This window comes from Roseovarius tolerans, assembly GCF_900109855.1.
GTDB classification, from domain to species: Bacteria; Pseudomonadota; Alphaproteobacteria; order Rhodobacterales; family Rhodobacteraceae; genus Roseovarius; species Roseovarius tolerans.
Map to the genome: position 1 here is coordinate 318,985 of NZ_FOBO01000001.1, position 22,923 is coordinate 341,907.

Here is a 22,923-nt window from a genome sequence, read left to right on the forward strand (position 1 = left end):
TTCCGGGGGAATCGCCGCCTGCGGCGATGGGGGCAGCGCCCCCTGGCACGGTCGGCCATGAGTGCGCGCCCGGTCAAGCATTCGCTGACCCTGCGCGGCCATCGCACCAGCGTCTCGCTGGAGGAGGAGTTCTGGCGCGCATTTCGCGAGATCGCGGCCGAGGAGGGCATCGCGCTGAACGCTCTGGCCGCGCGGATCGACGCGGAGCGCGGCATCGAGGCGGGGCTTGCCTCGGCGATCCGGGTGCATGTCCTGCGCCACTATCGCGCGAAAAATACCGGTTGAAACTCGCCCTGAGCGAAAGAATCCGGGTCGGTCTTAGCAATCGACACCTTTCAAAGTGTCGCTTTTCACACCCAATCCTCCGCTGATTGGTTGCGTTTACGCAACCGGGCTTGTTACCCTCAACAGGCGAATGGGATCGGGGGCCTTCACCTGAAGACGTCCCGGGTAAGAGTGCCTTCCGGTTCTGAATGCTGAAAATGCCAGCGCGCCGCGTGCGCCCGCGCCCGCCTGTGAAAGGGGTGATCGGGGTGTGTTACGCGACATGGCAAAGGGACAAGGGAGGGCCTCAATGGCCGACGAAACAACCAACCAGGGTATCCCGGAGCCGGAAGGCCACTCGGATATCATCGAGACCGATTACGAAATCGGTCAGGACAACATCACGACCAGGATCGGGCCGTTCGGCCTCGACATTCACAACCCCGTCTTCATGATCTCGGGCCTCGCGGTCGTGGCCTTCGTGTTCTACACGCTGGCCTTGCCGGAGCAGGCGTCGAGCGTGTTCAGCTGGCTCTTTTCGGCGGTGACCAAGGGCTTTGACTGGTTCTTCCTCGGGGCCGCGAATATCTTCGTGATCTTCTGCCTGCTGCTGATCGTGACGCCCTATGGCTCGATCCGGCTGGGCGGTACGGAGGCCACGCCTGACTATAGCTATGTCGGCTGGTTCGCGATGCTGTTTGCGGCGGGCATGGGTATCGGCCTGTTGTTCTTCGGTGTCTCGGAGCCGATGAGCCACTTCTCGTCGTCTCTCGGCGGCACCGCGATGGAAGACGGCGCGCGCACCGACTGGGCACCTCTGGGTGCAGCAGGCGGTGATGAGGCGGCGGCACAGCGGCTTGGCATGGCGGCGACGATCTTTCACTGGGGTCTGCACCCTTGGGCGATCTATGCCGTGGTGGCGCTGGCACTTGCGCTGTTCTCCTACAATAAAGGCCTGCCGCTGACGCTGCGCTCGGCGTTCTACCCGCTTCTGGGCGAGCGTGTCTGGGGCTGGTCGGGCCACATCATCGACACGCTGGCGGTGTTTGCCACGCTCTTCGGTCTGGCGACCTCGCTCGGCTTTGGTGCGGAACAGACGGCCTCGGGTCTGACCTTCCTCTTCGGGTCGGGTGACGCGGCAGAGGGCACACGGTCCTTCATGGGCATCACCTATGGCAATAGCGACGAGTCGGGCGTGGCCAACAACCCGCTTCTGCTGGTGATCCTGATTTCGGCGATCACGGCTGTCGCGCTGGTTTCGGTCGTGCGTGGCCTTGACGGTGGCGTCAAGGTGCTCTCGGAGATCAACATGGGGCTGGCCGCGATCCTGCTCTTGTTCGTGTTCTTCGTGGGCGGGCCGATCTTCCTGCTGACGCTGTTCTTCGACAGCATCTGGGCCTATCTCCAGAATGTCGTTGCGCTGAGCAACCCGTTCGGGCGCGAAGATACCAACTTCATGCAGGGCTGGACGTCGTTCTACTGGGCCTGGTGGATCTCCTGGTCGCCCTTCGTGGGCATGTTCATCGCGCGCGTCAGCCGCGGTCGCACCGTGCGCGAGTTCATCATCTGCGTGCTGATCATCCCGACGACGGTCTGCATCCTTTGGATGACGGTCTTTGGGGGCACCGCGCTCAATCAGGTGGTGGCCGATGGCTATACCGGGGCGCAGGATGCGGCGCTTGAACTCAAGCTGTTCAAGATGCTTGCGGAACTGCCTCTGGCGACGATCACCTCGGTGATCGGGATCATCCTGGTGATCGTGTTCTTCGTCACCTCGTCGGACTCCGGGTCGCTCGTGATCGACACGATCACGGCGGGCGGCAAGGTCGACGCACCGGTCGCACAGCGTGTGTTCTGGTGCATCTTCGAGGGCGCGGTCGCGGTTGTGCTGCTGATCGGCGGTGGCCTTGCGGCGCTGCAATCGGCGGTGATCTCGACGGGTCTGCCGTTCACGCTGGTGCTTCTGGTGATGTGCTACGCGATCTGGAAGGGGCTGGCGTCCGAGAAGCGCTGACCCAAGCCTGACCTAACCCAATGAGAGGCCCCCCGGGTGTTGCACCCCGGGGGGCTTTGCTATTTGCTATGCCGACATCATGATGGGGGACTTGGGGTCGTGATACTGGACAATGAATTCGTGCGCGCGCAGTTTCCGGCATTTTCGGAGCCATCGCTGACGGGCCAGGCGTTTTTCGAGAATGCGGGCGGGTCTTATACCTGTGCGCCGGTGATTGCCCGGCTGGAGCGGTATTACCGGCAGCGCAAAGTGCAGCCCTATGGCCCATACGAGGCCAGCCGTCTGGCCGGTGAAGAGATGGACGAGGCGCGGCAGCGGCTGGCGGCAATGATGGGGGTGGCCACCGACGAGGTCAGCTTTGGCCCCTCGACCACGCAGAACACCTATGTTCTGGCGCAGGCGTTCCGGCAATGGATGGAACCGGGCGATGCGATCATCGTCACCAATCAGGATCACGAGGCCAATTCCGGGCCGTGGCGGCGGCTGGCCGATGAGGGGTTCGAGCTGCGCGAGTGGCGGATCGACCCGGATAGCGGATTGCTCGATCCCGCCGATCTGGAGAGCCTGCTGGATGAGCGTGTGCGGCTGGTGTGTTTTCCGCATTGCTCGAACGTGGTGGGGGCGATCAACCCGGTGGTGGAAATCACCGCGCTGGCCCATGCGGCGGGGGCGTTTGTCTGCGTCGATGGGGTGAGTTATGCGCCGCACGGTCTGCCGGATGTGGGCGGCATGGGCCCTGATATCTATCTCTTTTCGGCCTACAAGACCTACGGGCCGCATCAGGGGATCATGGTGATGCGCCGCGAGTTGGGCAACCTGCTGCCCAATCAGGCGCATTATTTCAACGCCGATGCGCTCTACAAGCGGTTCACCCCGGCAGGCCCCGATCACGCGCAGATCGCGGCAAGCGCCGGCATGGCCGATTACATCGACGCGCTTGCGGCGCATCACGGGATCGAGGGCGAGGCGGATGCGCGTAATGCGGGCGTGCATGACCTGATGCGCGCGCATGAAACGGCGCTGTTGCAGCCGCTGCTCGATTATCTGAAGGACCGCAATTCCGTGCGCCTGATCGGGCCGACCGATGCTGCGGCCAAGGCCCCGACCGTGGCCGTTGCCCTCAATCGGCCGGGGGCCGAGGCGGCGGCGAATCTTGCTGCGCGTGGCATCATGGCGGGGGGCGGCGATTTCTACGCGGTGCGGCCGCTGCAGGCCATGGGCGTGGATACCGAGAAGGGCGTGCTGCGGCTCAGCTTTGTGCATTACACGGCGCGCGCGGAGGTGGATAAGCTTCTGACCGCGCTCGACGATATTCTTTGATCCGGCCCCGGCGGCCTTGCGTAAGACACTGAAACACCGGGGCAGGGGATGACCGACATAACACCGAGTATCGTATGGCTCCGCCGTGATTTGCGGCTGAGCGACAACCCTGCCTTGACGGCGGCCTGCGCGCGGGGCGGGCCTGTCATTGTCGTGTTCATTCACGATGACAGCGTTGCGCAGCTTGGCTCGGCCCCGAAATGGCGGCTTGGGCGTTCCCTTGGTGACCTCGCGGACTCGCTGACGGCGAAGGGCAGCCGTTTAATCCTGCGCAGCGGCGACGCGTGCGATGTGCTGCTCGACCTGATCAAGGAAACGGGGGCAGCGGCGGTGCATTGGTCCCGGTTATATGACCCCGAGGCGATTGCCCGCGACAGTGCGATCAAATTCGCGCTGAAAGAGCGTGGCATCGAGGCCGAGAGCCACAACGCGCATCTGCTGTTCGAGCCCTGGACGGTCGAGACGCAGCAGGGTGGGTTCTACAAGGTCTATACCCCGATGTGGCGCGCGGTGAAGGATCGCGATGTGCCCGCGCCCGAGAGCACGCCACAGCGCATTCCCGCACCCGAGGCATGGCCTGAAAGTGAGCGTCTGGAGGATTGGAACCTTGGGGCCGCCATGCAGCGCGGGGCCGAGGTTTGCCTGCCGCATCAATGCGTGGGCGAGGCGGCAGCGCAGGGGAGGCTTGGGGCCTTTGTTGGCGGAACGATTGCCGATTATGCCACAGACCGCGATCTGCCCGCCAAGCCCGGCACCTCGGGCCTGTCCGAGAACCTGACCTATGGCGAGATATCGGCGCGCCAGTGCTGGCATGCCGGTTTGCGCGCGTTGCATGAGGGCAGGGGCGGGGCCGAGACATGGCTGAAGGAGCTCGTGTGGCGCGAGTTTGCCTATCACCTGATCTATCACACGCCCCGCATCGCGAGCGGCAACTGGCGTGAGGAATGGGATGCGTTTCCGTGGAACGAGGATGCGGCGCGCCCCGAGGTGATCGCCTGGAAACAGGGGCGCACCGGCGTGCCCTTTGTCGATGCCGCGATGCGCGAGATGTATGTGACCGGCACCATGCATAACCGCGCCCGGATGATCGTGGCGTCGTACCTGACCAAGCATCTGATGACCCACTGGAAGATCGGCCTTGAGTGGTTCGCCGATTGCCTGACCGACTGGGATCCGGCCTCGAATGCCATGGGCTGGCAATGGGCGGCGGGTTGCGGGCCGGATGCGGCGCCCTATTTCCGGGTCTTCAACCCTGAAACGCAGCTGCACAAGTTCGATCCCGAAGGTGCCTATATCCGCCGCTGGATCGCGGAAGGTACGCGCAGCCCGAGCGAGACGGCGCTGTCCTACTTTGATGCGATCCCGCGTGCCTGGGGTCTGTCGCCGCAGGATCGCTATCCGGCCCCGGTGGTGGGGCTGAAAGAGGGGCGCGAACGTGCGCTGGCCGCCTATCAAGCACGGGTGTTTTGAATGGGCATCGCCACAGTTGAAAAATCTTGCTCTACCGGGGCCGACGCCCTTAGCCTTGACGATGACACACGAGGAACCAACCGCATGATCCTGACCGACACCACCGGCCAGACCGACCTGCCACGCTATTTCGCTCGCTCTTTCGCCGTGGCCCGCCAGATCAGCGCCGGGCGGCTTGATATCGTGCTGCCGGACGGCCGCATCTTTCGCGCCGAAGGGCCGCGCCCCGGCCCGGTGGCGGTGCTGGAGATCCACGACCCGGAGGTGTTTGCGCGGCTGGTGCGCGAGGGCTATCTGGGATTTTGCGAGGCCTATCTCGACGGTGACTGGTCGACGCCGGACCTGCAATCCTTCATGGATCTGCTGAATGATGATGACGGGATCTACAACGGCTATCCCGGCCAGAAAATCGCGCAGCTTTACGAGCGCATCCGCTTTTGGTTCAAGCGCAACTCCAAGGCACAGGCGCGGCGCAACATCAGCTATCACTACGATCTTGGCAATGATTTCTACCGGCTGTGGCTGGATGACACGATGACCTATTCCAGCGCCATTTTCGACGAGGGCCGCAACAGTCTGGAGCAGGCGCAGATCGCGAAATATGCCAGCATGGTCGATCAGATGGCGGTGAAGCCCGGCGATCATGTGCTGGAGATCGGCTGTGGCTGGGGCGGCTTTGCGGAATATGCGGCGGGAGAGCGCGGGCTGCGCGTGACCGGCCTCACGATCAGCGAGGAACAACTGAAATATGCCCGCGAACGCATCGCCCGGGCCGGGCTGTCGGACAGGGTGACGCTGAAATTGCAGGATTACCGCGACGAGCGCGGCACTTATGACGGGATAGCCAGTATCGAGATGTTCGAGGCCGTGGGCGAGCGCTACTGGCCGGTGTTTTTCGAGAGCCTGCGCGACCGGCTCAGCCCCGGGGCGCAGGCGACCTTGCAGATCATCACGGTTGAGGACAGCCGGTGGGATAGTTACCGTAACGACGTTGATTTCATTCAGAAATACATCTTTCCGGGGGGCATGCTGCCCAGCCCGACGGTCCTGCGCCAGCAGATCGAGCGTGCCGGTCTGACCGTCGCGGGCTCTATCGAGTTCGGGGAAAGCTATAGCCAGACGTTGCGCCGCTGGCACCAGAGCTTCAACGATAAATGGGGCGAGATCGCCGATATGGGCTTTGACGAGCGGTTCCGCCGGATGTGGAATTTCTATCTCACCTCTTGCGCGGGGGCCTTCAAAGGGGGTAGTTGCGATGTGACACAGATCACCATCGCAAGGCCCGGATAGATGCCTGTAACCGACCGTATGCCCACCATGGGCAAGCTGGCTGCCGCGATCGGGCTCGGCATCGTGGGCTGGGTCGGGTCCGAATTGTTTCGCCCTCTGATGCCAGAGGACACGAATTTCGGCTGGTTCAATTACGTCAATGTGGTTCTTGGTGTGGTCTGCGGTTGGCGGGTGACGGGCACGCGGCTGGGGCGCGGCTATGCCGAAGGCTTCAGCGCGGGGCTGACCGGATTGGGAGCGCTGGTGTTCTGGGCGATCTTCCTGCAGAGCCTGAACGAAATGCTAAAGCGGGCGCTCGACAATCGCTATGACGGCGCGGTCGAGGGCATCACCTCGATGTTCGAACTGGCGACGGAATACGCGTTGACCATGGTTGACGGGACGCTGATTGGTGCGTTGCTGGCAGGCGGCGTGCTGGTCGGCGTGATCTCGGAGTGGGTGGCGCGCCGCTGGCCATGACCGTCCCGCTTTTCCTTTACGGGCCGATGGCAGAACAGGATTTTCTGACGGCGGCTTTGGGGGCTGACCGCCCCGGCCTTGTGCCGGAGGCGGTGCTGCCCGATCACGACCTGAGCGCTGCGCCCGCATCGCTGCCCCTTCCGGGCCTCGGCGGCGGGGTCGGGGCTGTCCGGGGGCGGATCGTCAGTGATGCGGAGGCGGTCGCGCGGTTGCTGTATATCGGTGAGGTGTTGGGTCTTGGCCCCGTGCAGCAGGTGCGGCTGTCTTGCGAGGGGCAGGATATCCCGGCGCGCGCATTCGCCGGACGGCCCGGCACGCTGGCCTGGCAGGCTGATTGCTGGTCGGGATCGTCGCGGATGACGCTGTGCGAGGCGGTGCGCGAGATCGTGGAGGATATGGCGCATCGTCCGGCGGCCGATCTGGCGACCACGCGGGCGATGATCCTGTCTCGCGCCGCCGCACGGGTCGCCGCCTGCGACGCGGTGCCTGCCGAGTTGCGCAGCGCCACCGGCGCGGACAGCGTCGAGGCACTGCGTGTCGAGACGCCCCATGCCGGGTTCTTTCGCACGCGGGGCTATCACCTGCGCCATCCGCGTTTTGACGGCACGCTCAGCCCCGTCCTGCATCGCGAGGTGTTCGTGGCGACCGACGCGGCGCTTGTGCTGCCCTATGATCCGCTGCGCGACCGGGTGTTGCTGATCGAGCAGTTCAGGATGGGCCCCTATGGGCGCGGCGATCCGCGTCCCTGGATGCTGGAACCTGTGGCGGGCCGTATCGACGCGGGCGAAACGCCGGAAGAGACCGCCCTGCGCGAATGTCGCGAGGAGGCACGGCTCGATCTGCGCGGGCTGGAGAAGATTTCGACGCATTACTGCACGCCGGGTTATTCCACCGAAGTGTTTCACCTCTTCCTGGGGCTTTGTGATCTGCCGGATGTCGCGCAGGGACAGGGCGGGCTGGAGACCGAGAATGAGGACATCCGCAGCCATGTGATTGATTTCGATCGGGCGATGGCCCTCTTGCACAGTGGCGAGGCCAATAACGGGCCGCTGGTGCTGAGCCTGATCTGGCTGGAGCGGGAACGCGCACGGCTGCGCGCATCGGCTTGAGTTCCGTCAACTGAGGGCCTAAACCCGAGGGAACATGCCGAGCATAGGAGCAACGGGAATGCGCATTGCACAGGATCTGGCCGCCGCCGTCGGGAACACCCCGCTACTCCGGCTGCGCCGCGCGAGTGAGGAAACCGGCTGCGATGTCTTCGGGAAATGCGAGTTTCTGAACCCCGGCCAATCGGTCAAGGATCGCGCTGCGCTCTTTATCATCCGCGACGCCATTGCGCGCGGTGAGCTGGAGCCGGGTGGCACGATCGTCGAGGGCACGGCGGGCAATACCGGGATCGGGCTGGCGCTGGTGGGGGCCTCGCTTGGTTTCAAGACGGTGATCGTCATCCCCGAAACGCAGAGCCAGGAAAAGAAGGACATGCTGCGTCTTGCGGGGGCGGACCTGGTGCAGGTGCCTGCCGCACCCTATTCAAATCCGAACAATTTTGTCCGTTATTCGGAGAGATTGGCGAATGAACTTGCCAAAACAGAACCGTATGGCGCGATCTGGGCCAATCAGTTCGACAATGTGGCGAACCGTCAGGCGCATGTCGAGACCACCGGTTCCGAGATCTGGGAGCAGACCGGTGGCAAGGTCGACGGGTTCGTCTGTGCCGTGGGCTCGGGGGGCACGCTGGCCGGTGTCGGCATGGCATTGCAGCCCAAGGGCGTGAAGGTCGGCATTGCCGATCCGATGGGGGCCAAGCTCTATTCGTATTATACCAGCGGCGAATTGGAGAGCGAAGGCTCGTCCATCGCCGAAGGGATCGGTCAGGTGCGGATCACCGCCAATCTCGACGGGTTCACGCCCGATTTCGCCTGCCAGATCCCCGACGAGGAGGCGCTGCCCATCGTCTTTGATCTGCTCGAGCATGAGGGGCTGTGCATGGGCGCCTCGACCGGGGTCAACGTGGCGGGTGCGATGCGCATGGCGCGCGAGATGGGGCCGGGACATACCATCGTCACCATCCTGTGCGACTATGGCACGCGCTATCAGTCGAAACTGTTCAACCCGGAGTTCCTGCGCGAAAAGGGTCTGCCGACGCCTGCCTGGCTCGATCAGGCGCCGCGCTCTATTCCCGGAGTGTTTGCGGAGTGATACGGTTTCTGCGCCTCCTCTCGCTGGTTCTGGCCCTGGCCTGTGGCGGCATCGGCGCGGTGTCCTTTGCGCCGATGGCTCAGGCGCAGCAATCGCTGGGCGGACCTGATTACGAGGCCTGGGAAGCGCTGGCCGACCGGGTCGAGAATGCGTTGGAAAGCGGTCGGGTCGATACCAAGATCCTCGAGGATTTGCGCAGTCTGCTTGTCGATTTCCGACAGAAGTTCATCGACGCGCAAAGCGTCAACGCAACCCCGATAAAGACCGTGCGCGACCAGCTTGCTGCACTTGGGCCTGTGCCCGAGGATGGCAATGAAGCAGACGAGGTGGCCGCGCAGCGCGAGGAGCTGAATCGCCGCCTGACCCGGCTGGAGGCACCTGTGCGCACGGCGGATCTTGCCCGAAGCCGGGCCGATGGCCTCATTCATGGGATCGACCAGCTGATCCGTGACCGGCAAACGGCCGAGTTGCTGCGGCTGGGGCCGATGCCGGTCAATCCGCTGCATTGGCCGGAAGCGCTGCGCGCGACTTATGGGTTGGCCGAGTCGGTGCGCTCCGAGATCGTGCTTGAATGGAACAGCCCGGTCGGGCGTTCGGTGCTGAATGACAGCCTTCCGGCGGTCGTGGCCTGGCTGCTTCTGGGGCTTATCCTGCTGGCGCGCGGGCGGCATTGGTCGACCCGCCTGATGCGACAACTGAGCCAGGAAGAGCCGAGCGCCGGTCGCTGGATCAGCACGTTTCTGATTTCGCTTGGTGAATGGTTCCTGCCCTATGCCGGTGTCTATGCGCTGGTGCGCGCGGTGCAGGCCACGGGCCTGACCGGGACGCATGCCGATCTTCTGTTGTCCAACCTGCTGCCTGCCGCGTTCATCTTTCTTCTGGCACGCTGGTTGGCGCAGCGGGTTTTCCCGAGGCATGAGCCGCGTGGTCCGGTGCTCAACCTTGATGACCGCTGCCGCTATTCGGGCCGCCTTTACGGGGCGCTCATGGGGCTTGTGGTCGCGGCCTTCTATTTCATTCAAGCGGTGGCCGAGGGCGCAAGCTGGAGCGAAGAGGCGACCAATGTCGTGGTGTTCCCGGTGCTGGCGCTGACCGGGCTGTTGCTGTGGCGATTGGCCAGCCTGCTGAACCTGCACAGCCGCGCGAGCGAAAGCGTTGCGGACGCTGAAGCGGGATTTCGGGACCGCATTGCGCGATTGCTGTCACGCGTGTTGACCGCGCTGGCGCTGCTGGCGCCGGTTCTGGCCGCCGTCGGATATGTGAAGGCCGCGCAGGCGATGATGCTGCCTGCCGCGCTGTCGCTCATGTTGCTGGCGTCGCTTCTGGTTCTGCAACGCCTGCTGACAGAGCTTTACGTGATGATCACCGGCAATCGCGAGAAGGCGCGGGAATCTCTGCTTCCGGTTCTCGCGGGCTTTGTGCTTGTGCTGCTGTCGCTGCCGGTTTTCGCGCTGATCTGGGGCGCGCGCCCGGCGCAGCTGTTGGAGTTCTGGACACGCTTCACCGAGGGTGTTTCCCTCGGCGGTACACAGATTTCTCCGGCGATCTTTCTGACCTTTGCGCTGGTCTTCACACTTGGCTATCTGGCAACGCGGCTGTTGCAGGGTGCGCTCAGGAACACGATCCTGCCCAAGACCAAGCTCGATACCGGCGGGCGCAACGCCATCGTGTCGGGCATTGGCTATGTCGGGATTTTCCTGGCTGCGCTGATCGCGATCACCAGTGCGGGCATTGATCTCAGTTCGCTCGCCATCGTTGCCGGTGCGCTTTCCGTCGGTATCGGTTTCGGCCTGCAGAACATCGTGTCGAATTTCGTCGCGGGCATCATCTTGCTGATCGAGCGGCCGATTTCCGAGGGTGATTGGATCGAGGTGGGCGGGCAGCACGGCTATGTAAAGTCGATCTCGGTGCGCTCGACCCGGATCGAGACCTTCGACCGCACCGACGTGATCGTGCCGAATGCCGATTTCGTGAGTGGCACGGTGACCAACTATACGCGCGGCAACACGGTCGGCCGGGTGATCGTGCCGGTCGGCGTCGCCTATGGCACCGACACCCGCAAGGTCGAGCAGATCCTCAAGGAGGTGGCCGAGGAGCATCCGATGGTTCTGATGAACCCGCCGCCCAATATCGTGTTTCGCGGCTTCGGCGCCAGTTCGCTTGATTTCGAGATCCGGGCGATACTGCGCGATGTGAACTGGGTGATGACGGTGCATTCCGACATGAACCACGAAATCGCCCGCCGCTTTGGCGAGGCGGGCATCGAGATCCCCTTTCCGCAACAGGATGTGTGGTTCCGCAATGCCATGCCCGCCGCCATGGCCGGAGAGACGGGCGCGCCCGCCACCCCTTCGGCGCGGGCGACACCTGCGAGCGCTGCCCCGGTGCAGAAGACCGAGGCCGATTTCGACGCGGATGCGGCAGGCGGCGAGGGCGACGGGCGATGACGGATCGGTTGTTTCTTGATGATCCCTATCTGGCCGAGACCGATGCGCGTGTCGTGGCGCACACGCCCGAGGGTGGCGTCGTGCTTGACCGGACGCTCTTTTACCCTACCGGGGGCGGTCAGCCGGGCGATAGCGGACGGCTCGATTGGGGGCAGGGCTGTCTGACCGTGGCGACCAGCGTCAAGGGCGAGGGCGCGCAGATCGCGCTGGTCCCCGCCGAGCCGCAGGTCTTGCCGCCGGTCGGGACGGACCTGCGCCAGCATCTCGACTGGGAGCGGCGGCACCGGCATATGCGGATGCACACCGCGCTGCATCTTCTGTCGGTGGTCATTCCGCTGCCGGTCACCGGCGGGGCCGTGGGCGAGACGCGGTCGCGGCTGGATTTCGACATGGCCGAGGCTCCCGAGGACCGCGACACGCTGGAAGAGTATCTCAATCTTCTGGTGGACCGTGATCTGGCGGTGACCGAAGACTGGATCACCGATGCCGATCTCGACGCCAATCCGGGGCTGGTCAAGACCATGTCGGTGCGCCCGCCCAAGGGGGCAGGCCAGGTCCGGCTCATCCGGATCGGGCAGGGCGAGCGCGAGGTCGATCTGCAACCCTGCGGCGGCACCCATGTGGCGCGCACCGGCGAAATCGGTGCGCTGCGCCTGGGGAAGATCGAGAAGAAGGGGCGTCAGAACCGCCGTGTCTATCTGCATCTGGACGGGTAGGGGCGTGGTGCGGCCGTTTTTAGGAGGGGTGAGGAATGGCGTTGAGCCGTCTTTGAAGCCTGCCCGCGCGGCACCTTCTGGCAAAGTGCGATGCCCGCTCAAACCCCTCAATCCTGGCGTCTTGCAACGACAGCCCCGCTCAGCCCGCCCGCCGCCGCTGGGCCTTGGGCAGCGCGATGTCGAGATCGGAGTCGGTTTCCGGCAAGCCTTCGCGTGACAAAAGCACCGCGACGGCGCGCAGGCCCGGCACGTGACTGCATACAATCATCAGGGCCACCATGATCGGCACCGCCAGAAACATCCCCGGTATTCCCCAGACTGCCGCCCAGAAGGCGAGGCTGATGATGATGCCGAAGGACGACACCCGCAGCGCGCGGCCCATCAGCATCGGGTCGATGATATTGCCGAAGAAGAACTGGATCGCCCCCACCAGGAGGAAGATCGCCAGCGTCAGTGTGCCATCCGCCAGCTGCACGAAGGCCACCAGCGCCACCAGGACCGTCGCCATGATCGAGCCGATCGAGGGGATGTAATTCAGCACGAAGGTCAGAATCCCGAGGGCCGCAGCCAGATCGAGCTCGAAGAACCGCGCGATGCCGTAGACCAGTAGCCCGGTGACCCCGCTCACCAGTGTCTTGACCAGCAGGTAATAGTTCACACGGTGGATGATGGAGCCGATGATGCGGCTCACTTTCTCGGCCTGCACGGCATCGCCGAACAGGCTTTGGAGCTTGGTGCCGAACCAGACCCGTTCGGCAAAGAGAAAGCCCACGAAGAGAATGACCAGCACCGTGCCCTGCATCAGGCCGCCCGCCTGTCCGGCGATGGTGCGCAGATAGCCCGCCACGTCGAGCGTCGCCACCGAGTTGAATACCGCCGCTTCGGCATCGGGCCCGAGCCATTTGAACATCGCGGAAATCGCCTGCGGCGCGCGGTCGGTATAGGCCAGCGTGGTCGAGAGCACGGTATTGGCTTGTGACAATATGATCGCCGTCAGGCTGAGCAGGGCAGTCGAGATCATCAGCAGGGCCACGATGCTCGCCAGCCAGTTGGGCACCCGCACCGGTCCGACCCGCATCCGCGCGATGGAATTGATCGCGTCCGAGGTCAGGCTGAACAGGATGATCGCGGTGGCCAGCGAGATCAGCAGGAAGCGCGCCTGCACCAGCAGGAACAGCACCACCGCGAAGGCGATGATGATCTGTGCCACGGTGCGAATGCGCTGCAATTCGGAGGCGGGCGGGTGGTCTGTGCGCGGTGTCGGGTTTTGGGCTGTCACTTGGGGCTCGTCGCTGTCATCTTTGCGTGTGGGACGGATTATCCAGCCTGAGTATCAGGAAATTGCGGGAAAGATACAATCATCACCGCATCGCGAAAGACAGCCTCTTGCAAATCCCCCGGTCCTGCGTCTAGAAACCGCGCAACGGAGAGGTGGCCGAGTGGTCGAAGGCGCACGCCTGGAAAGTGTGTAGGCGGGAAACCGTCTCGAGGGTTCGAATCCCTCTCTCTCCGCCATAAAGACTGCGTATCCCATTGATATAGTTAGTTTTATTTGATTGGTGAGGATTTACTTCCCCCAATCCTTCCCCCGCAACGACCGAGATCCTCTCGGAACGTTCCGGATGACATACCTACATCAACATGCTAATTTGCGATCGCATTGAGCGGAGGGATTTAGCATTTTTGGTTTTCTGAAAAAGCGAAAATGGAAAGAACAAGTTAAGTTAGCAACGCAAAATCACTTGGCTTGCAGGCATCTATTGGATTTGGAAGAGAACTCCATCGAAGCAGGACTAACGTCTGCATCCCCATTTCCGTCTGCACATAAGGATAATCTCGAAACCAGCAGTGGTTATCTGATTTACCTTCGCTCGGGTGAGCCCTTGCCTTCAATGATTATCGGGGATGCGCTGGAAATGAACCGGAGCCTCCGGCGCGAATACGACGCAGACTTGAAGGCACGCAAAGCGTTCGCATCCCAATTTGGGAGTGCTAGCAAACGGTTACTCCCCTTTGATAAGATTTTCACACCAAACGAGGGATGGGAAATATACCTCGATCATTTCTTGGGCACAGCCATTCCTGTTCAAGAAAACAAAAGCTTCAGGCCCCCAGAGAGCGCCGCGACTTCTGGCTTCGCGGGTCTCACAACTGTGAATGGGGGTCCTAATGGCGACCCTCTCGAGTACGCCATTATAGCATTAAGGAGTGACGCATACCCCTATCAGGCGAAGAGCGAACTGGAAGAGAAATTTGGCCTTGGCGATTCAGAAGCCAGTGAGATTGTTCGCATTGCAAAGAAAAAAATCATGCAGAATCTGGAGGCAAGAAATCCTGAGGCTTGGAAATCGCTAGGATTAAGCTCGTACAGATCATCAGAACCTGAGGGCAATCAATACTTGGATGGATTGCTCGAAGGCGGTCGAAGGGCAGGTATGGACCCTGAAAAGCTGCGAGAGACATTTCAGAACATCAAACCAGAGAGAATGCGTGAACTAACTTCTCAGGTCGACGATATGATTACATCGGAACGCAAAGTTAATCTGCAAGAAATCCTAAGCAACGCTGCGGTCTTTGGCTTAACGGAGGGATACTATGTTGAGCACCAAGGGCGGATCTTTTTCTATTCAATAGCGGAAGATTTCTGGACACAGTTGTTCCAAAGATCCGTACTGAGTGACGCTGTAAGACTGGCAGCCCAAGACATCCAAAACCTTTTGTTTGAAAGAAATGGCACACATTCACCAGCATGTACTGCGCAATTTGTAAGGCTTGCTCAGCACGCGGTGCAGCCGAGCCAGATCGTCCAGCTTAAGGCCAAGCTACCTGACGGTGCAGAAAAAACTGCGCGACTTCACGCCGCAGCATGGGCTGGGCTATTGTTGGGTTTTCCGGTGATAGTTCGTGACGAAGCGCCCGGTGGGGTCATGGAATGGCACTTCAACGACTATCCGGGAAACGCAACGATTTACCGTGTTCGAGACGACGATGCGGACCCGTTGGAACTTGTCCACGAAGTGAATTGGATGCACCTTCAACGAAAAGTTCTAGAGAACAGAGGACGCACCGAAACTCGGGCAGAACACGCCGACCTCAGCGAGCATGAATTGCTCCACAATCCAAAGGGCGCTTGGACCGTCTACGTTGACGACAATTTCCACTACATGGATGAGGACGAGCGATACGTCCTCGGGACATTCGACAGCTACGATGCGGCAGTTACAGCCTGCCGGAAAATCGTCGATGATTTCCTCGAGGCCAATGATGCCAAGTCGGCCGATGAGATGTTTGAGAGCTATGTATCGTTTGGCGACGACCCGTGGATTAAAGGCCTGCCGCCCATATCGAACCAGCCGAATTTCTCAGCCCGAAAGTATGCAGGCGAGCGCTGCACTGAACTCCGGCCGCAGTCGAGTTGAATAATGATTTTTGGAGGAACTCTGCGGCGGTCGCTGCAAGCAAGCCGAGCCCTGCTAAGTAGGCGGATTTGAGAGTGGAAATATTGTGATCGGAACTCTATCACTTATCGCACTGATCGCCTTGGGGTTCATGCAATACTCCATTTGGTTCGCAGTGCCATTGGCGGTCGTGAACACCTTTATTGGAATGCATACCCCACCGGAGCGAGTGGAAAGGCTGCGCGAAATGGGGGTGAGTTACCGGGATTTTCTACTTTCATCGTTGCCATTGCAAGCACTACTCGCAGCAGTTCTTTATGGCTTGGGTTTTGGTACCAACAAGTTTCTGGGTCTTTTTCTTTGAGGCTTTGTGCGCGGCCCACCGCCGGCGTTGCGCTTCTGCGATGCGGGCCTTCCCGTCGTCCGTCCGCGGTCCGGTGCTGGCACCACCGTGAAACTTGCATCGCGTTTTGCCCGGTATGGCCTTTGCTTGGCAGGGCTTTCCCTTCCGAGTTTTGGCTCCGCAAACGATGGCACTCAAAGGCGATAGAGTTGATGGCGGCTCTAATACCCCACCCCGCGCGCGCGCGATGTCGGGGATAAACTTGCGGTCCAAATCTCTACTTTTCATCTTAATCCCTCGTCCAGCTTATGCCAACCTATCCCGCCCGTCTGGCCCATGCCGCTCCAAAATCCTGCGCCCCACTACAAGCTCGGTATTTGTCAAAAGTGGGGCCTAGGCTGCGGTTCTGGTTTTGGCGCTAGGGGGCTGCGACACTTGCGACTTCCGCGACACGAAAAGCGGGTTTCTGGGAGTAGAGGGGTTGCGACAGTCGCGACACTTGCGACATTGGGCGCGCAGCTGGGGCTTGTGTCGCAGTTGTCGCGGAAGTCGCAGGGGGTTGCTCCGCGATTTCTACTAGTTTGGCGTGAGGATTAAACCACATGGCCCGTCCCACTTACGATGCGCCAACTTTCAACTCGAGCGGATCCGCGGACCACTGTTCCCGCTTCAAGACGCACTAGCCATCCGTGCTTTTCAAGCATTTCCAGCGCAGCCCTTGCCTTTGGGCTTTCGCGCAATGCATTCGGCCCCAACCGGACGACATCGCGCACTAGCACATCGGGTTCAGTCCAGTTTGTCAGAAGCCACAGCCGCAGCTTTTCGGCGTTGTCGATTTCAGCGGAAACAAGCGCAGCGCTGGAAAGCCGTGAAGCTTCGGCAAGGTAGTACTGCGCCAGCAAGATTGCATCGTTCATTTCGCTAACCTGCACTTCTGGGGCATACAGGTCACGCCAGAGGGTCAGCACACCAGCGATGCGCGCAGCCTGTTCCGCTGTTTTGGATGCCGTGCCTGAGATATGGGCCAAGTCACCGCCGGGCGCTTGTGCGGTTTCTATGACGTCCGAAAATGCAGACAATTGCGCGCGGGCACCGGGGGTCAAATTAAGGATGCGCGGTTGCAGTTCGCGGGTTTCCAGGTCGATGGGCGGTGTTGTATCGAGGATGTCGCGCAGCCGTCCTGAGAAGTTCGCCATCGCCATATCATCGCGCTTTGTGTTGGCTTGCATTCGGGTTCCGATTGCGCTGGGCGGTTCACACATCAGGAAACGGGGCAGAAAGCCTGTGTCAGCCGCCAGCGGGTCCGCCATGAAGCCCAGCGCGACGGTTGGTTGCACCATCAGGTGTACTGCCAGCCGCCGCCCGTATAACGTCGAGTGCCCATCCCCTGAGCGCGTGCGCCGAATTGGGTTGCCTTGCCAAAGGTCATTGAACGCGGCCAGCGTCTTTTGTCTGTTTTCACTATTCATGGCGTGCCCGCCCAGAAACTGCCCGCCTTCATCCGAGAAAAGCCCAAGGCTGGGGTTTCCATGCGCAAATAGCTTGGTCAGCCCTTCAAAGGTCGGTTCTGTCACTGTCCTATCAGCCGATGCGGGCGCTTCGGGTTCCGGCCCGAGCGCTTCAAGGTCAGCTTGCGCCGCCGTGCGCTTTTCGCCTTTGCCCTTTTTAGCTTCCATTAAAATGTGGTCGCGTTCGCCTTTCCACAGCGCGTGCGCATTGGTCCAGCTTTGCATTTCTTCGCGCTGAGCTTTGGCCCGTTCTTTTTCGTGGTCGCGCAGTGGAGCCATTAGCGGGGCGTCGCACGCTGATTTACGTTCACCGCTTCGAGCGATGGTCAGGGCGTAAATCGATAAAGGGCGCATGCCGCCCAGCGTCTCCACATTGGCAAAGCCTTGCACTGCCAGCGATGCCACGGTGAGAGCCGATGCCGCTGGGATGGCGACAGGGGCTTGCGTCATGCCCTGCACGGCTTCTACCGCGTCGCGCAACGGCCCGAGTGCTTCAACAGGATACGCGGCACCGGCAGCGGTTTCGCGCACCAGCGGTTGCGGAGCTTCGGGGTTGAAGGGTGTTTCTGTTGCGTGAACGTGCATCATGCCGCGTCCTTTCCGGTCAAAATGTCATTCCAATCGCGCCCGTCAGGGGCAGGCAGCAGTGATACCTGCCACCCAATACCGTGCGCCCGCGTCGCCAAAGCCTGCGCCGCTGTGCGGCCTGCTGCATCGCCATCAGCTGCAATGGTCAATCGCCCCGGTTCGTCCGGTAAATGCAGCCCGCGTATCCCCGATGTGGACAGCGCCGCCCAAACAGTCGCAGGGGCGCGCAATAGCCCGCTAGACAGGCTCAGCGCGGTTTCGATGCCTTCTGCCACCGCAAGCGTCTGTGGCCCATCAGACAGGCGTACAGCGCCGCCGCACACCGCGCCCAGCATCGCCTTGGATGGCGTCACATCGGCCTTGCCGCTGCCATCACAGCGTAGATAGGTGCGATGCACTGCGAAGCCTGCGCCACCCTCTACGAGCGCCACCAACGCCGGAAATGTTTTGGCGGTTGCGTGCCAACATTGCGGATCAAAGCGCAGAGTTTTAGGAAGGGGGCAGGTAATACCCCGCCCCCTCAAATAGCTTTCCGCAACTGTGCCTAGGACGGACTGCGCGCCCATCCACAGGCGGTGCGCCTGCTGCGCACGCTTTGCGTCAGCCCTGCGCTGTTCTGCTGCGCGCTGAGCAGAGATTGCCGGATCCGGCGGCGTGTAGGTGCCCTGCGTGATGCCCGCCGCTGTCGCAATGTCGCGATAGTCGCAACCGGCCTTCTTGCAATTCAACAATAGCTTGCCGCCAGTGCCATCGGCCAAAGTGAGCGCATTCTGCGATTTGTGGCCTTCGAACTGGCACACCGGGCAGGGTGCGCAGCCGTAGCGGCCATACCATTTCCCGCACAGTCTTTGCGTTATGTGTTTTGCATCCATCATTACGTCGCCCCCCAAATCAGGGCGGCCAAAGCATTTGCCTGCGCCTCGTTCAGCCCGTGAGCGCGCATCAGGAAGGCGATTTGCAATCTCTTCATACCGCACCCCCAATCCGGCCAAGGGACACGCCAGAGCGCAAAACGTATTTTGCATGATGCCCCGGAAAGTCGCCTGCGTGCGTTTCGGTGATTGTTTCGACTTCAACGCCGATGCCGCGAAGGTCAAAGATATATGCGCTCCAACGCGGTGCAGAATTGTGGATAGTCGTACAGCCTGTTGTGCCCGCCTCAAGCAACTGGTCGAGCGCCCAGCGCACACGGCCAGAAACAAGAATGGCGAAAGCGACGCCATCGGTTGTTGTGACAGAGTAGGACGTGCCGCCGTTGTGGCGTGCTGGTTTGCGTTGTGCTATGATTTGGGTGTCAGCCGCTAGCGCTTGGCAATCTACCCGGCCCGGTTCCTGCGCCAACAGGTTCCGGGCCATTTCGTTTGTGCCGCCCATATCAAGTGACCCGTGTTTCACGGCTTTCGAGCCATGCAGCAATATCGCTTTCGCGCCATGCCACGAGGCGCGCGCCCAGTTTTACGGGCTGGGGGAATCCTCCACGTTTCATCCAGTCGTAAATGGTCGAGCGAGAAAGCCCAGTGCGAGCTTCGACCTCGGGGCGACGCAGTAGTGTTTCGGTCATGTTTAGTTCCTCCTATGGCGTATTGGGTACGCTAGGAAGTTGGCAGAAACTTATTGCCTTTGTCTGGGGCAAATATGGGGATGTATTTGCACCGGCACGGCGTTTAATCTGATGCGCAGATGAGACCATTTCGCGTTTCCATGCACCGCGTCACGGATTGACCGCGCTCCCGCGCAAGTTGCTCAAAACAAATCCGATCCAAAGCCTCGTTATATGCTTGATCGCGAACGGTAAGCCCAAGCCTAAGCTCCATGCCGCACTGATTGCGCAAAGGCTCAGACGGAGCGCAGCCACCGATCAGTACCACCGCGAGTACGAATTTTATCATTCTCATTTTTTCCCCTTCCTGATCTGCTTCTTCTGCAATGCCGGCCCTGTCTTGAAGCCATGGTCTTCCAAAACTTTGCGGAAATCGTCGCGACCTCTTTTGAAGTCAGAACGGATCGTTTCGAACGAACCTTGATAGCCACCGAACTCGGTTTTGTCTTCAAGGCAACGGTATAACGCATCTGTCTGCGTTGTCCCGTCCTCATACATTATGTCCGTCACCCGTTGCCACAAACGAATTCTTCGATAGGTATTGTCAATTGCGGGCTTCCTCGTTCTCTGTTCACCTCGAAGGCGTGCAGCGACGTAGGCCCGTCCGTCTGCTGTATGCAGTTGACCCTTCGCTTCGACCAGTTCAGCGAGTTTGGTTGGATCACCTTCCTGTGCCGCAATTAATGCGTCTAGCTCTGACTTGTTTTCTTCTACATATAGTAACACCCCAATCGCGCGTTTTGTGTTAGGATTCATGTTCGGGTGTTGAGCTTTGCCATCGACATATTCTTGGAGAGCTTTGCGGGTCGCTTCATGCATGGTCATCCCGCAGCTCCCAACTTCACTACGGCGTCACCCTGTGCAGCCTCGCCACGCAGGAACCCAGCCCAATCGGCCATCATTGCCCGCCGCCGTTCGAGCATGTCGGAACGCTGATAGGCACGCTCCACTTCGGAGCCGATAAAATGCGCCAGCGCAATTTCGGCCATGTCGCGCGGGTATCCTTGCTCGGCCGCCCATTGCCGGAAGGTAGAACGTAGCCCATGCGGCACAGCGGCTCGCTTATTGCGCGGATCCACAAAGCCCGCGCGACCTGCCTTCACTTCGCTTTCCTGCATCCGGCGCATGACAGCGGAAATAGACATATCTGACAACATTCCGCCACGGGGAGCAAAGAAGACATAGGGATTGCCATCCAGTCGGGGCAGCGCGCGCAGGATTGCCACGGCTTGCGGTGTCAGGGCCACGCGGTGTTCACGCTCACCCTTCATCCGTGTCGCTGGTATCGTCCAAGTCGCAGTTGTCGCAATGGCACGCGCATCAGATCCATCATCGGTGCCTAAGTCCAACTCATCCCACGCCATGCCACGCACCTCGCCAGAGCGGGCTGTTGTCAGAGTAAGGAATTGCAACGCCTGTGCGGCCATGCCTTCGCGCCGGGCAAGGCTGCGCCACCATTCTGGAGCGTCGACCAGCGCCAGTGCAGGATGATTGCCACCCTTAGTTACCTTCGACGGTTTGGGCAGGATCTCAGCAAGGTTTCCTTTCCACCGGGCAGGATTGTCGCCGGTTCGGTATCCTGCGACAGCTGCCCATGACATCACGTTTTCAATACGCCCACGCAGGCGGGAGGCTGTTTCGGTTTTCGTTGTCCAGATTGGCTCCAGGACGCGTAGCACGTCGCGAACCTCGATAGTCTCAACCTGCATCCGGCCAATCTTTGGCATGGCATAAGTGCTAAGTGTTGCCCGCCATTGCTTACAGTGCTTTTCGTTACGAAACTCGGCCATCTTTCCTTCCAGATATTGCTCCACGGCCTCGGAAAAGGTCAGGGTGCTGCGTGTCGCCCGCTTTTCCGACAATGGATCGCCACCGGCTCGCACAATGCGTTTGTTATCAGTCGCCTTGTCTCGCGCCTCGGCCAGTGGGACTAGAGGCGGGCTTCCCAGCCCCAATTCGCACCGCTTGCCGTGTATCGTGACGCGCTGCACCCAAAATCGGGAACCGTTTGGATCAACCCGCAAGTAAAGGCCGGTGCCCCCACCATCGTGATATTTGCCCGGCTCCTGCACTGCGCGCACCATCGCCGCGGATAATGCCTTGCTTGCCCGTCGCGTTGCTCCATTCGGCATGTCACTTCCCCCTATCCTTCCCCCTAGATGTGAGAGAACCATGCGGACATTGCAAGACCGACTCGGTAGTTAAATGTCAATAATAACAACAATACAGTGTTATAGTGGAAGTTCTGGGACGTGGTCGGAATGTATGATGGCGGGCTGTCTCTCCGCCACTTGCCCTAGAGAAACTGTTCTCCATCTCAGTTAGCGGCCGAATTTTTCCGTTATATTCAAGGGTTATGTGGCTTGGGCTGAGCACTGGCCTTGGTGCCATTATTGGCAAAGACGTTCTCTCCAGGCCGATATTCTCCGGACCTCTCGACTGCGCGGATTTGGTGTAAAGCCTGTAAACTGTTGAAATTGTTTGGGTTAAATCTCGCTCAACCTGAACACTTCGACGTCGGTCGCGGGTCCTTAAACGGACCGAAATCGAACTTTCCTGTCATCTCGATACACTCGCAAGCCCCTTGTGCCATTGAGGAATTTTCCACGAACCTCCATGCTGCTTGGGGAGGGTTTGAAAAATGCCGGAACTGGAGCTCGATACTGATAAGCTTGACGACGCCGCGCTGGCGATCCTCTGCCTGTCACTGCATGACGGAAATCGCGTTTGGAAGGGCCTCGACTGGGCCGTCACTGACCGGCTTCATGCCAAAGGGTTGATCGCTGATCCTGTCGGCAAGGCAAAGTCCCTGATGCTGACCGAGGACGGGCTTGCACGCGCCGAAGCGGTTCTGGCTGCGGTGTTTGCGAAGCGGCGCGATGGCTCGCAAGGCACTGATCCATGAAGGAAGCGGATGAGGAACGCATCGCTGCCAGGCTGGCCAAGTTGATGGCGATGATCTGTGTACGCAACACCGGCATTGAGGATCTTCATGCCGGGACTGTCCCGGTTACCCGCACTGGCGACTTTTCCGATGTCTTTGTGACCGACGCAGACGGCCGCCGGATGGTGTGGACCGATGTCAGTCACATCGACAATGACGCGATGCGCGACCTGATGCGGCAGATCGTCGACCGGCTCTACACGTTCCATATGAACCGGGACGATCCGCAGTTTCGTGGCCACCTCGATCGCTGGCTGGCGATTTCCGGAACATGGGACGATCCGAAGCTGGATGATGCCCTGCTGGCGGTGATCAGCGAAAACGAAGAACCCGACCGGCCGGTATAGTCAGGATGCGCTTGGG

Annotated in this window: 22 protein-coding genes and 1 tRNA gene; 15 read left to right on the forward strand and 8 right to left on the reverse strand. The window is 60.8% G+C overall.

Translation table 11 applies throughout. The annotated features are described in order from the left end of the window. Window positions 1–57: 57 nt before the first annotated feature. The 10 genes from BMX04_RS01620 to BMX04_RS01665 all read left to right on the forward strand — a co-directional run bounded on the left by BMX04_RS01620 (window position 58) and on the right by BMX04_RS01665 (window position 12,179). The gene (locus tag BMX04_RS01620) at window positions 58–285 is read left to right on the forward strand and encodes a ribbon-helix-helix domain-containing protein (RefSeq protein ID WP_050662400.1); all 228 of its coding nucleotides are present in this window, start codon (window positions 58–60) and stop codon (window positions 283–285) included. 289 nt (window positions 286–574) lie between these two features. Next, on the forward strand, window positions 575–2,278 hold the full coding sequence (locus tag BMX04_RS01625; protein WP_050662399.1) for a BCCT family transporter: 1,704 nt from the start codon (window positions 575–577) through the stop codon (window positions 2,276–2,278). 99 nt (window positions 2,279–2,377) lie between these two features. Beyond that, window positions 2,378–3,598: an aminotransferase class V-fold PLP-dependent enzyme gene (locus tag BMX04_RS01630; RefSeq protein ID WP_074784633.1), complete on the forward strand. Its 1,221-nt coding sequence runs from the start codon at window positions 2,378–2,380 to the stop codon at window positions 3,596–3,598. A gap of 48 nt (window positions 3,599–3,646) precedes the next feature. After that, complete coding sequence (locus tag BMX04_RS01635) at window positions 3,647–5,068, forward strand: cryptochrome/photolyase family protein (RefSeq protein WP_074784635.1); 1,422 nt, start codon at window positions 3,647–3,649, stop codon at window positions 5,066–5,068. An 84-nt stretch (window positions 5,069–5,152) separates the two neighbouring features. Next, window positions 5,153–6,358, forward strand: coding sequence for an SAM-dependent methyltransferase (locus BMX04_RS01640; RefSeq protein WP_074784637.1), 1,206 nt, complete (start codon window positions 5,153–5,155; stop codon window positions 6,356–6,358). Then, entirely contained in the window at window positions 6,359–6,817 is a 459-nt protein-coding gene (locus BMX04_RS01645) for a TrgA family protein (protein ID WP_074784639.1), read from the forward strand. A gap of 26 nt (window positions 6,818–6,843) precedes the next feature. Then, entirely contained in the window at window positions 6,844–7,926 is a 1,083-nt protein-coding gene (locus BMX04_RS01650) for an NUDIX domain-containing protein (RefSeq protein WP_074784715.1), read from the forward strand. 58 nt (window positions 7,927–7,984) lie between these two features. Continuing rightward, window positions 7,985–9,016: a cysteine synthase A gene (locus BMX04_RS01655; RefSeq protein ID WP_074784641.1), complete on the forward strand. Its 1,032-nt coding sequence runs from the start codon at window positions 7,985–7,987 to the stop codon at window positions 9,014–9,016. Next, window positions 9,013–11,463: a DUF3772 domain-containing protein gene (locus BMX04_RS01660; RefSeq protein WP_074784643.1), complete on the forward strand. Its 2,451-nt coding sequence runs from the start codon at window positions 9,013–9,015 to the stop codon at window positions 11,461–11,463. The genes BMX04_RS01655 and BMX04_RS01660 overlap by 4 nt, the downstream gene beginning before the upstream one ends. Continuing rightward, complete coding sequence (locus BMX04_RS01665; RefSeq protein WP_074784645.1) at window positions 11,460–12,179, forward strand: alanyl-tRNA editing protein; 720 nt, start codon at window positions 11,460–11,462, stop codon at window positions 12,177–12,179. Before BMX04_RS01660 ends, BMX04_RS01665 begins: the two co-directional genes overlap by 4 nt. Window positions 12,180–12,318: 139 nt before the next feature. On the opposite strand, the gene BMX04_RS01670 is transcribed toward BMX04_RS01665, so the two are convergent. Next, window positions 12,319–13,389: an AI-2E family transporter gene (locus BMX04_RS01670; protein ID WP_074784717.1), complete on the reverse strand. Its 1,071-nt coding sequence runs from the start codon at window positions 13,387–13,389 to the stop codon at window positions 12,319–12,321. A 215-nt stretch (window positions 13,390–13,604) separates the two neighbouring features. Between BMX04_RS01670 and BMX04_RS01675 the strand changes: the two genes are divergently transcribed. The 3 genes from BMX04_RS01675 (at window position 13,605) to BMX04_RS19295 (ending at window position 15,941) form a co-directional block, all read left to right on the forward strand. Continuing rightward, window positions 13,605–13,694 (forward strand) — tRNA-Ser (locus tag BMX04_RS01675). Window positions 13,695–13,945: 251 nt separating this feature from the next. After that, window positions 13,946–15,598 (forward strand): hypothetical protein, encoded by a 1,653-nt coding sequence (locus tag BMX04_RS01680; protein ID WP_152911572.1) that lies wholly within the window; start codon window positions 13,946–13,948, stop codon window positions 15,596–15,598. Window positions 15,599–15,683: 85 nt separating this feature from the next. Next, window positions 15,684–15,941 (forward strand): hypothetical protein, encoded by a 258-nt coding sequence (locus tag BMX04_RS19295; protein WP_160316343.1) that lies wholly within the window; start codon window positions 15,684–15,686, stop codon window positions 15,939–15,941. On the opposite strand, the gene BMX04_RS19725 is transcribed toward BMX04_RS19295, so the two are convergent. The 7 genes from BMX04_RS19725 to BMX04_RS01720 form a co-directional block, all read right to left on the reverse strand. Further along, window positions 15,876–16,208 (reverse strand): HGGxSTG domain-containing protein, encoded by a 333-nt coding sequence (locus BMX04_RS19725; RefSeq protein WP_074784647.1) that lies wholly within the window; start codon window positions 16,206–16,208, stop codon window positions 15,876–15,878. The two genes, BMX04_RS19295 and BMX04_RS19725, sit on opposite strands and share 66 nt — an antisense overlap. 305 nt (window positions 16,209–16,513) lie before the next feature. After that, window positions 16,514–18,016, reverse strand: coding sequence for a YfjI family protein (locus BMX04_RS01690; protein ID WP_083398046.1), 1,503 nt, complete (start codon window positions 18,014–18,016; stop codon window positions 16,514–16,516). Further along, complete coding sequence (locus tag BMX04_RS01695) at window positions 18,013–18,891, reverse strand: DUF7146 domain-containing protein (RefSeq protein ID WP_050661283.1); 879 nt, start codon at window positions 18,889–18,891, stop codon at window positions 18,013–18,015. Before BMX04_RS01695 ends, BMX04_RS01690 begins: the two co-directional genes overlap by 4 nt. Window positions 18,892–18,982: 91 nt before the next feature. Further along, a complete protein-coding gene (locus BMX04_RS01700; RefSeq protein WP_235575657.1) occupies window positions 18,983–19,390 on the reverse strand; it encodes a winged helix domain-containing protein in 408 nt (135 codons plus the stop codon). A 1-nt stretch (window position 19,391) separates the two neighbouring features. Then, window positions 19,392–19,577: a helix-turn-helix transcriptional regulator gene (locus BMX04_RS01705; RefSeq protein WP_074784649.1), complete on the reverse strand. Its 186-nt coding sequence runs from the start codon at window positions 19,575–19,577 to the stop codon at window positions 19,392–19,394. Between the two features lie 330 nt (window positions 19,578–19,907). After that, a complete protein-coding gene (locus BMX04_RS01715) occupies window positions 19,908–20,441 on the reverse strand; it encodes a hypothetical protein (protein ID WP_074784653.1) in 534 nt (177 codons plus the stop codon). Continuing rightward, window positions 20,438–21,748: a tyrosine-type recombinase/integrase gene (locus tag BMX04_RS01720; RefSeq protein WP_082237323.1), complete on the reverse strand. Its 1,311-nt coding sequence runs from the start codon at window positions 21,746–21,748 to the stop codon at window positions 20,438–20,440. Before BMX04_RS01720 ends, BMX04_RS01715 begins: the two co-directional genes overlap by 4 nt. 509 nt (window positions 21,749–22,257) lie before the next feature. On the opposite strand from BMX04_RS01720, the gene BMX04_RS01725 reads away from it, so the two are divergent. Continuing rightward, the gene (locus tag BMX04_RS01725; protein WP_200812569.1) at window positions 22,258–22,521 is read left to right on the forward strand and encodes a DUF6429 family protein; all 264 of its coding nucleotides are present in this window, start codon (window positions 22,258–22,260) and stop codon (window positions 22,519–22,521) included. Then, a complete protein-coding gene (locus BMX04_RS01730) occupies window positions 22,518–22,907 on the forward strand; it encodes a hypothetical protein (RefSeq protein ID WP_074784655.1) in 390 nt (129 codons plus the stop codon). The genes BMX04_RS01725 and BMX04_RS01730 overlap by 4 nt, the downstream gene beginning before the upstream one ends. The last annotated feature ends 16 nt before the right edge of the window (window positions 22,908–22,923 follow it).

Coding starts and splice junctions, on each gene's coding strand:
- BMX04_RS01620 (WP_050662400.1), top strand. CDS start 58: ATGAGTGCGCGCCCGGTCAAGCATTCGCTGACCCTGCGCGGCCATCGC.
- BMX04_RS01625 (WP_050662399.1), top strand. CDS start 575: ATGGCCGACGAAACAACCAACCAGGGTATCCCGGAGCCGGAAGGCCAC.
- BMX04_RS01635 (WP_074784635.1), top strand. CDS start 3,647: ATGACCGACATAACACCGAGTATCGTATGGCTCCGCCGTGATTTGCGG.
- BMX04_RS01640 (WP_074784637.1), top strand. CDS start 5,153: ATGATCCTGACCGACACCACCGGCCAGACCGACCTGCCACGCTATTTC.
- BMX04_RS01645 (WP_074784639.1), top strand. CDS start 6,359: ATGCCTGTAACCGACCGTATGCCCACCATGGGCAAGCTGGCTGCCGCG.
- BMX04_RS01650 (WP_074784715.1), top strand. CDS start 6,844: ATGGCAGAACAGGATTTTCTGACGGCGGCTTTGGGGGCTGACCGCCCC.
- BMX04_RS01655 (WP_074784641.1), top strand. CDS start 7,985: ATGCGCATTGCACAGGATCTGGCCGCCGCCGTCGGGAACACCCCGCTA.
- BMX04_RS01665 (WP_074784645.1), top strand. CDS start 11,460: ATGACGGATCGGTTGTTTCTTGATGATCCCTATCTGGCCGAGACCGAT.
- BMX04_RS19725 (WP_074784647.1), bottom strand. CDS start 16,208: ATGAAAAGTAGAGATTTGGACCGCAAGTTTATCCCCGACATCGCGCGC.
- BMX04_RS01690 (WP_083398046.1), bottom strand. CDS start 18,016: ATGATGCACGTTCACGCAACAGAAACACCCTTCAACCCCGAAGCTCCG.
- BMX04_RS01695 (WP_050661283.1), bottom strand. CDS start 18,891: ATGATGGATGCAAAACACATAACGCAAAGACTGTGCGGGAAATGGTAT.
- BMX04_RS01700 (WP_235575657.1), bottom strand. CDS start 19,390: ATGGGCGGCACAAACGAAATGGCCCGGAACCTGTTGGCGCAGGAACCG.
- BMX04_RS01705 (WP_074784649.1), bottom strand. CDS start 19,577: ATGACCGAAACACTACTGCGTCGCCCCGAGGTCGAAGCTCGCACTGGG.
- BMX04_RS01715 (WP_074784653.1), bottom strand. CDS start 20,441: ATGACCATGCATGAAGCGACCCGCAAAGCTCTCCAAGAATATGTCGAT.
- BMX04_RS01720 (WP_082237323.1), bottom strand. CDS start 21,748: ATGCCGAATGGAGCAACGCGACGGGCAAGCAAGGCATTATCCGCGGCG.
- BMX04_RS01725 (WP_200812569.1), top strand. CDS start 22,258: ATGCCGGAACTGGAGCTCGATACTGATAAGCTTGACGACGCCGCGCTG.
- BMX04_RS01730 (WP_074784655.1), top strand. CDS start 22,518: ATGAAGGAAGCGGATGAGGAACGCATCGCTGCCAGGCTGGCCAAGTTG.